Consider the following 7807-nt stretch of genomic DNA (forward strand, 5'->3'; position numbering starts at 1 on the left):
GCCCTCGCCGGCACTGCTCACCAGGAAGGTTCCCCGTGGACCCGAAGATCAACGGATTCGACTACCGACGCGTCACCGTCGCCAACGGGGTGACGCTCAACGCCGTCGTGGGCGGTTCCGGGCCGGCGATCGTGCTGTTGCACGGCTTTCCGCAGACCCACCTCATGTGGCGGCACGTCGCCGCCGATCTGGCCGCCGACCACACGGTCATCTGCCCCGACCTGCGTGGCTACGGCGACAGCGACAAGCCCCTCGACACCGACGGCGCCGTGTACGCCAAGCGCACCATGGCCGCCGACATCGTGGCGCTGGCCGGCGCGCTCGGTCACGATCGGTTCGCGTTGGCCGGGCACGACCGGGGCGCCCTGGTCGCGTTCCGCGCCGGCCTCGACCATCCGACGGCGGTCAGTCAACTGGCCCTGCTCGACGTGCTACCCACCCTGGACATGTGGGATGTGCTGCACGGCGCCAGCGCCGCTGTGGCGTTTCACCTGTACCTGATGGCGCAGCCGCCCGGCCTGCCCGAGGAGCTGATCGCCGGCAGCCCGGACGCCTTCTTCGGTCACTTCCTGGACGTCTGGACCCGTGATCCGGAGGCCCTGCCGGCGGAGGTGCGGGCCGCGTACCTGCGCGCGTCCCGCGACGCCGTTCCCTCGATCGTCGCCGACTATCGGGCGTCCGCCGGGATCGACGTGGCCCACGACGCCGCTGACCGGGCGGCCGGCAACCAGCTGCGGATGCCGGTGACGGTGCTCCAGCAGGACTGGGGCGCGGCGCTGGGCTACGACGCGGCGGCGGTGTGGCGGGCCTGGGCGCCGGACCTGGACCACCAGACGGTCACCTGCGGGCACTTCATGGCGGAGGAGGCCCCGGCCGAGGTGCTCCGGGCGCTGCGCGCCCTGCTCGCCCGTTGATCGATCGGCAACCCGGCCACCACTGTCACCCTGGGCAAGATATCCGACACTAGCTGTCACCGGGTGGCTGTACGGCCGGGTCGCCGCGCCACAACGGTCCCACAGCCCACAAACCAGCCATCAATGGGCCTTGACCTGCGGTAATGCGATGTTGCGCGAGGTGGACGGCAACCCGCCATCGGTGATAAACAGGCAGATACCGGCAGCCAACGACGCCGAGTCGCTCCGTTTTCTCGCCCAACGACCGTCCACAGGCAACGCACCCCTGGGCTTCGCCGCACGGGCCGCCGCTCGACAGTCGCGACCCACCGAACGGCACTGGTCCACCGGGCGCTGCCGGACGCCGGTCCTCGACCAAGGAGTTGCCGTGGGAAACCTACGAATCCGGTCCCGCCACCAGCCGTACGAGATCGCTGTCCTGGCCGCAGCGCCGCTCTGCGGCATCCTGATGATGACTCTGAATGTCCGGCCGACGTCCGTTCAGACGTCGATGCCGGAGCCCATCCAGGTCGCCTGGGAACTGGGTCTGATCGTGGTGGGCGTGGGTGGACTACTGGGCATCCTGTGGCCCGGCCGGCTCTCCACCGGGCTCGGCCTCGAACTCGCGTCGGTGCTGGTGCTCGGCACGATCACCGGCATGTACGCGGTAGCCGTGTTGGTCATGTCGGGCCGAAGCTCCATCGTCGCGACGTCGTTCGTGATGGCGGTGACGGTCGGGTCGCTCTGGCGGGCCGCGCAGATCGCCATCGACCTTCGTCGCCTGGCCCGAGCGTGCGAATTTGTGACATACGAACAGTTGCAGGCAGGTGTTACGTGATCACCGCACCCGCACCGGCTGCACCGCACTGGGTGCAGGTGGCGCTCAGCGTGCTCGGCATCCTCGGCGGAGGCACCGGCCTCGCCGCTATTGCCACCGTCATAGTGCAGCGGGGCAAGTTCAAGGCCGATGCCGCCGACACCCTCACCGAGGCCGCCCTCACGCTCGTGCAGCCATTGCAGACGCGGATCACCCAACTGGAGGGCGAGGCGTTCAGCGCCCGGTCCGAGTTGGGCACGCTCCGCGAACAGGTCAACCAGTTGCAGTTCGTGGTCCGGGTGCTCACCCGGACACTGGACCGCTGGCGTGCCGCGATCCGCGCCCCCGACGCCACGCTGCGCAAGGTCCGCGCGACGGTGGCGGAGTCGGACCGGATTCCTGAGATGGACCGTTGACCGCGGTGGGGTCCCCACACCGCCCGCCCCACGATCGGCCGGCTCAGCCGGCACCACGGAGGCGTTCGGCGAGTTCGCGCACCGCCGCCCGGAACTCGGGGTCGGTTTCGCCCGGATGGTGCCCCCGTAGCGGTGGCGCCGAGCGCTCCCCCGGCGCCGGCAGCAGGTCCGGTGGGTCCCGCAACCGTCGATCGACCTGGCCCGACGGATCGACCGGGTCCGGGGGTGGATCGCCGGGGCGGTGTGCGGCGAAGACCCAGCCGCCGACCGGGTCGGTGTCCCGCCAGAGGTTGAGCCACCGCCACTCGACCCGCTCCCCCACCTCACGCAGCACCTCCTCGTTGAGGTAGGCCGGAAAGAGCCGGGCGTACAGGCGGTCCAGCGGTGACCCGTAGGTGAGCAGCGCGACCCGTTGACGTACGCGCGAGGGCAGCCGCAGCACCGCGAGAGCGAGCAGCGCCGACCCGTGGCTGTGCCCACAGAGCAGAACCCCGACGTGCCGCTCGGCCAGTTGGCTGATCCGGTCGGCCAGTTCCGGCACCGCGCGGTCGGCGTAGCTCGGCGGGGCGAACGGATGCGCGGCCCGGGGCCAGAAGGTGCCCAGGTCCCACAGGATGCCGACGTGCCGGCGAAACCACGCGGTCCGATAGGCGAACACGCCACTGGTCACCAGCGCGAGCAGCAACGCGGCGAGAAGATAGCTGCCCCCGCTGAGCCCCATCTGGACGGCTTCGCCCGGCAGCCCGAGCAGTTGCCGGGTCAACTCCTCCGGTTCGCGCCCGGTACGCCCCACCAGACTCGTGGTCAGCCCGACCACCGCGAGCGCCGCGTACGTGGCGGCCAGCAGTCCCAGCCACTCGGTGAACCGCGCCCGGGCGATGGTCTTCGTCGTCAGCCGTAGCCGGCCGACCGCCTCCGGTGGCACGACCGGGAAGTCACGGGCGGTGATCGCCGCCGCCGCACGCAGCCGGCGCCGCCGCGACACGACGGTCATCGCGCCGCACAGCAGCACCGCCACGACCACGTGCAGGAAGAAGGCCAGCAGCGTCCAGCGGTACGGCAACGGTGGCCCGCCGTCACCGCGGTAACCGCCGAGCAACTCCCCCGTCTGGTAGACGAGGCCGGCGGAGAGCGCGCCGGTCAGGCCGACAGCGAGGGCGGCGAGGACCGCCGCGCCCAGGCCACCCGGCAGCGCGGACCGGCCGCCCACCCGACCGCGCTGCCACAGCACCACCACGCTGAGGACCACCAGCAACACCATCTGGCCCAACAGCGCCCAACCCGCGATCCCGCCGTAGCCGGGAAGCCCGACTGCCGACGACCAGCCGCGCCGGTCGCTCCCCACGGTGACGAGGGTCGCCACGCTCAGGACGGCGGACACCGCGCCCGCCGTGCGGGCGGTCCAGGTCGCCGTTCGGGCGGTCGCCGCCCGGTCGATCATCCCCGGAGCGGCGAGCAGACCGACGCAGGCCAGCAACACCGCCGCACTGAGCGCCAGCAGCAGCGTCGTGGAGAACGTCGCGCCGCTGGCGCGACGGGCCGTGAGCAGCACGACATTGAGTACGGCGAGCGCGGCGGCCACGTGGATCGCGCGCAGCCGGTGCACCAGTGGCTCCACGGCCCACAGTGGGTTGTCGGCCGGACCGGACCGACGGGCGCCGAGGAGGCGCAGGACCGCGATGGCGGCGATCGGCAGGAGCGCCAGCACGGCCAGCCGCTGCCCGACGTGCCGGCCGTCGAGCCCGGCCATCGTGTCGAAGGGCGGGCGGCAGCGAGCCGCACCGAGACACCGCCAGGCGAGCAGGTCGAGGGCGACTCCGGCGATGGACACCACGTACAGCACGGTGAGGTTGAGCGCGAGCAGCCGGCACAGCACGCTGACCGCGACGGCGCGGCGGCGGCCGGTGGGGCGCATCCACACGGCCACGTTGCTGAGCATGAACGGCAGCAGGAAGACCATGGCAAGGGTCCGCCCGACGGTGCCCGAGGGCAGGTCACCCCAGCGGTACGCCTCCAGCGTCAGCCCGTCCGGGCCGACGCCGTCCGACCGGGCGGCACGGTGGAAGCCCCCGCTGCCGTCGCCGGCGACCTGCCGGACCTGCGGCTGGTCGAGGATGACGGTGGGGTCCGCCCCGGACACGCCGTGCACCCGCAACTCCACCACGTCGTGTCGTCGCGGTTGATCGCCGTGCTGCGCTCGTCCCTGCGGCATCGGGTCAGCTATCCAGCCAGCCGCTGGTCGGCCGGGTGGCTCTCGCTGGCCTGGCGGATGAACCGCCACAGTCGCGGCATCGCGTCGAAGAGGACGATCACCCAGAGCCGGGTCAGCGCGAAGATGAACGCCAGGTCGAAGAAGAGTTCCAGGAACGACGCCTTGCCCAGGTTCTCCCGCCGAAGCAGCAGCTGACCCGGAAGCCTGCCCGCCATCGCCATCCTTCCCCGGCCCGCAGCTGCCACCGCCGCCCCAGTCGTACCACCTGGGCTGCCGGGCCCGGGTCGGTTCCGGCGAGCCGGGCGTCGTCGGTGGCCGCGGTGACGACGCGCTAGGCGATCAGGTCGGACGCCACGGTCCAGAGCCGCTCGGCGTTGTCCGGGTCGACCGCGTACACGGCCACGCCGCTGTAGTCGGCGGGCCGTTCGGTGACGACCGGGGCCTCGGCGCAGTCCTCGAAATAGCGACCGCCGACCCCGTCCAGCAACGGGGACGCCGCGAGCAGCACTGAGGTGGCGGCGCCCTGTTGCGGGGTCTTGTGCGTCTCCTTGGGCGACTTGAGCCCACCGGTGTGCTTCTGCAAGCCGGTGGCGATCGCGCCCGGGTTCAGCGCGTTGGAGTAGATGCCCTCGCCGGACCAGCGGCGCGTCACCTCGACTGCCAGCAGGGCCTCGGCGCTCTTGGACTGCCCGTAGGCCAGCAACGGGTCGTACGGCCGGAACGCGAAGTGCAGGTCGTCGAAGATCACCGGGGAGAAGAGGTTGCCGCTGGAGCTGACCGACACCACCCGGGCGCCGCCGGCCGCCGCGAGGGCGTCGTGCAGGCCGACGGTCAACGCGAAGTGCCCCATGAAGTTGGTGGCGAACTGCATCTCCCAGCCCTCGGCGGTGTGCTCCAGCTCGGGCAGCGCCATGATGCCCGCGTTGTTGACCAGGATGTGCAGCGGCTGGTCCCAGCCGCCGACGAACTGGCGTACCGAGGTCTGGTCGGCCAGGTCCAGCGCGCGGACGGTGACCCGCTGCGCGCCGATGCTGGCCGCGATGTCGGCGGCGGCCTGCTCACCCGCCGCGACCCGGCGGACCCCGAGCACGACCTCGGCGCCGGCGGCGGCGAGCGAACGGGCCGTCTCGATGCCGATACCGGCAGCGCCGCCGGTGATGATGGCCCGCTTGCCGCTCAGGTCCACCCCGGCGATGACCTGGTCGGCGGTCGAGGCGAAACCGAAGGGGGTCGTGATGCGCTCTGTCATTGCTGTCCCGTCTTTCGATCACCCTTACTCCGACACTGTCACCCCGGTGGCAGCCGCCAGCCGGTTCCCTGCTTTTCCTGGTAGTGGCAGGACCAGGCTGGGCGGGCGGTGGCGGCTCCTACGATGGGCGGGTGAGCACGGCCGGCCCGCTGGGCGAATACCTGCGTGCCCGGCGCGAGCTGATCGGGCCGGGTGACGTCGGCTTGCCCGCGCACGGCCGTCGGCGGGTGCCCGGCCTGCGGCGCGAGGAGGCGGCCCTGCTCGCCGGCATCAGCGCCGACTACTACCTGCGGTTGGAGCAGGGGCGTGACCGGCACCCGTCGACGCAGGTGGTCGAGGCGCTGGCCCGCGCGCTGAGGCTGGACGCGGACGCCGCGGCACACCTGCACGGCCTGGCCCGGCCGGTTCCGGCCCGCCGGGCGGCACGACCCTCGGAGCGGGTGCCGGTGGGCATCCGGCAGTTGGTCGGTTCGTGGGCCGAGACGCCCGCCTTCGTGCACGGTCGACACCTGGACGTGCTCTTCGCCAACCCCGCGGCGACCGCGCTGGCGCCGATCTTCACCGCCGGGGTGAACCTGCTGCGCGCGGTCTTCCTGGACCCGAGCGTGCCGGCGCTCTACCCGGCTCTGACCGCGGTCGCGGCCAACGCGGTGGCCGGCCTGCGCGCACAGGTCGGCCCCGAGGTGGACGACCCCCGCCTCATCGAGCTGGTGGAGGAGCTGACGGCCGGCAGCGAGCGGTTTCGACGGTTGTGGGCCCGGCACGACGTCGCGGTCCGTGCGGGCGGCGGGGTGCGGGTGTTCCAGCACCCGGAGCTGGGCGAGTTGGCGCTGCGCTACGAGAAGCTCGCGATCAGCGGCACCACGCAGTCGCTGGTCGTCTATCACGCCGAGCCGGGCAGCCCGTCGGCGCGCTCGCTGGCCCGGCTGGCTCGACAGGCGGCACCACGCTAGGTCGCCGTTCCCGAAGCGGGCCGGCTACCGGTTGGCCGCCCGCTCGGCGACCACCACCGAGATCCCGTCGAGGACGCGTTGCAGACCGAACTCGAACGCGTACTCCGGGCCGTACGCGGCGCCGTGCTGCTGGCCGGCGGCGGTGCCGACCCGGGACGCGGTCGGGTAGGCGCCGGGCTTCAGGAAGGTCTCCAGCCAGGGCGAGTGCGACTGCCACCACTGACCGTCGGTCATGCCGGTCTCGCGCTCCAGGTCAACCACCTCGGAGGCGGCCCGGGCGGCGCTCTTCACGTGACCCAGCACGAGGGTGAGCACCGCGTCGACCTCGACGTCGGTGAGCCCGATGTCGACGATGGCACTCAGCTCGTAGTCGTACTTGGCCATCAGCTGCGGACCGAGCACCGGTCGGGTCGTCTCGGCCCGCAGCATCCACGGATGCCGCTGGTAGAGCGCCAGATTGTCGCGGGCGATCCGTTCCAGCCGGGTCCGCCAGTCGCCCTCGACGGCGGGGCGCGGCATCTCGCCGTACGCGGTGTCGATCATGACGGCGACGAGTTCGGCCTTGCCCGGCACGTAGGTGTAGACCGACATCGTGCCGACCCCCAGCGCCTCACCGACCCGGCGCATGGTCAGCGCGTCGAGCCCTTCGGCGTCGGCGATGTCGATCGCGACCCGGACGATCCGGTCGACGCTGAGCGCCGGACCGGCGCTGCGGCTGGTCGGCTCCCGGGTGCGCCAGAGAAGGGCCAGGCTGCGGGCCGGGTCCGCGGTCGCCTTACGCTCACTCGCCATAGTCCCGTCATGCTAACCGCAGGTGCCGTACGTCGTACCGGCCGCCGGAGCGGTGGCCCGCGACGACAGCGGTGTGGGAGGGTTCTCGGGGAACCCTCCCACACCGATCGACGGCGCTCAGAGAAGTCGGATGGCGTCCCACTGCCAGGACGCGCTGGCCGGCACGGTCAGGCTGCCGGTGAAGGCCCCGAACCCGCCACGGTCGTTCGCCAGCGCGGTGTGCATGGTGATCGACCCGTCCGCCTGGCAGTACATCGCCGCGAGGTCGGTGCGGCCGTCACCGTTGTGGTCACCGGTGATCGTCTTGAACGAGTTCCACTTCCACGAGTTCGCCGGGAGCTTGTAGCTGCCGGTGAACGTGCCGAACCCGCCGCTGGTGCTGCCCAGCGAGGTGAACAACTCGATCGACTCGTCGTTGTAGCGGTAGAGCATCCCGGCGTCGTCACGACCGTCACCGTTGAAGTCACCCGTGGTC

The 7807-nt window shown here is 71.9% G+C and carries 9 protein-coding genes; 4 read left to right on the plus strand and 5 right to left on the minus strand.

What is annotated here, in order from left to right; translation table 11 throughout:
* Window positions 1-35: 35 nt before the first annotated feature.
* From ACFYP0_RS18740 to ACFYP0_RS18750, 3 genes are all read left to right on the plus strand, one after another.
* Window positions 36-914: an alpha/beta fold hydrolase gene (locus ACFYP0_RS18740; RefSeq protein WP_386996877.1), complete on the plus strand. Its 879-nt coding sequence runs from the start codon at window positions 36-38 to the stop codon at window positions 912-914.
* A gap of 367 nt (window positions 915-1281) precedes the next feature.
* Window positions 1282-1731 (plus strand): hypothetical protein, encoded by a 450-nt coding sequence (locus tag ACFYP0_RS18745; RefSeq protein ID WP_244218924.1) that lies wholly within the window; start codon window positions 1282-1284, stop codon window positions 1729-1731.
* Window positions 1728-2126 carry a hypothetical protein gene (locus tag ACFYP0_RS18750; RefSeq protein WP_124856227.1) on the plus strand — a complete coding sequence of 133 codons (399 nt, stop codon included), beginning with the start codon at window positions 1728-1730 and terminating at the stop codon, window positions 2124-2126. The genes ACFYP0_RS18745 and ACFYP0_RS18750 overlap by 4 nt, the downstream gene beginning before the upstream one ends.
* A gap of 43 nt (window positions 2127-2169) precedes the next feature.
* On the opposite strand, the gene ACFYP0_RS18755 is transcribed toward ACFYP0_RS18750, so the two are convergent.
* The 3 genes from ACFYP0_RS18755 to ACFYP0_RS18765 all read right to left on the minus strand — a co-directional run bounded on the left by ACFYP0_RS18755 (window position 2170) and on the right by ACFYP0_RS18765 (window position 5587).
* Complete coding sequence (locus ACFYP0_RS18755; protein WP_386996880.1) at window positions 2170-4338, minus strand: hypothetical protein; 2169 nt, start codon at window positions 4336-4338, stop codon at window positions 2170-2172.
* An 8-nt stretch (window positions 4339-4346) separates the two neighbouring features.
* A complete protein-coding gene (locus tag ACFYP0_RS18760) occupies window positions 4347-4553 on the minus strand; it encodes a hypothetical protein (RefSeq protein WP_386996882.1) in 207 nt (68 codons plus the stop codon).
* Between the two features lie 116 nt (window positions 4554-4669).
* A complete protein-coding gene (locus ACFYP0_RS18765; RefSeq protein ID WP_355500923.1) occupies window positions 4670-5587 on the minus strand; it encodes an SDR family NAD(P)-dependent oxidoreductase in 918 nt (305 codons plus the stop codon).
* 131 nt (window positions 5588-5718) lie between these two features.
* Here ACFYP0_RS18765 and ACFYP0_RS18770 point away from each other — a divergent pair, with 131 nt between their 5' ends.
* Entirely contained in the window at window positions 5719-6540 is an 822-nt protein-coding gene (locus tag ACFYP0_RS18770; protein ID WP_355500926.1) for a helix-turn-helix transcriptional regulator, read from the plus strand.
* Between the two features lie 24 nt (window positions 6541-6564).
* On the opposite strand, the gene ACFYP0_RS18775 is transcribed toward ACFYP0_RS18770, so the two are convergent.
* Together ACFYP0_RS18775 and ACFYP0_RS18780 are read right to left on the minus strand one after the other, a co-directional pair.
* Window positions 6565-7332: a TetR/AcrR family transcriptional regulator gene (locus tag ACFYP0_RS18775; RefSeq protein ID WP_355500929.1), complete on the minus strand. Its 768-nt coding sequence runs from the start codon at window positions 7330-7332 to the stop codon at window positions 6565-6567.
* A gap of 117 nt (window positions 7333-7449) precedes the next feature.
* Window positions 7450-7807 (minus strand): FG-GAP repeat domain-containing protein (locus ACFYP0_RS18780; protein ID WP_356980129.1); only part of this gene is annotated, 358 nt, incomplete at its 5' end.

Origin of the sequence: Micromonospora arida, assembly GCF_042873195.1 — a bacterium.
Lineage (GTDB): Bacteria > Actinomycetota > Actinomycetes > Mycobacteriales > Micromonosporaceae > Micromonospora > Micromonospora arida.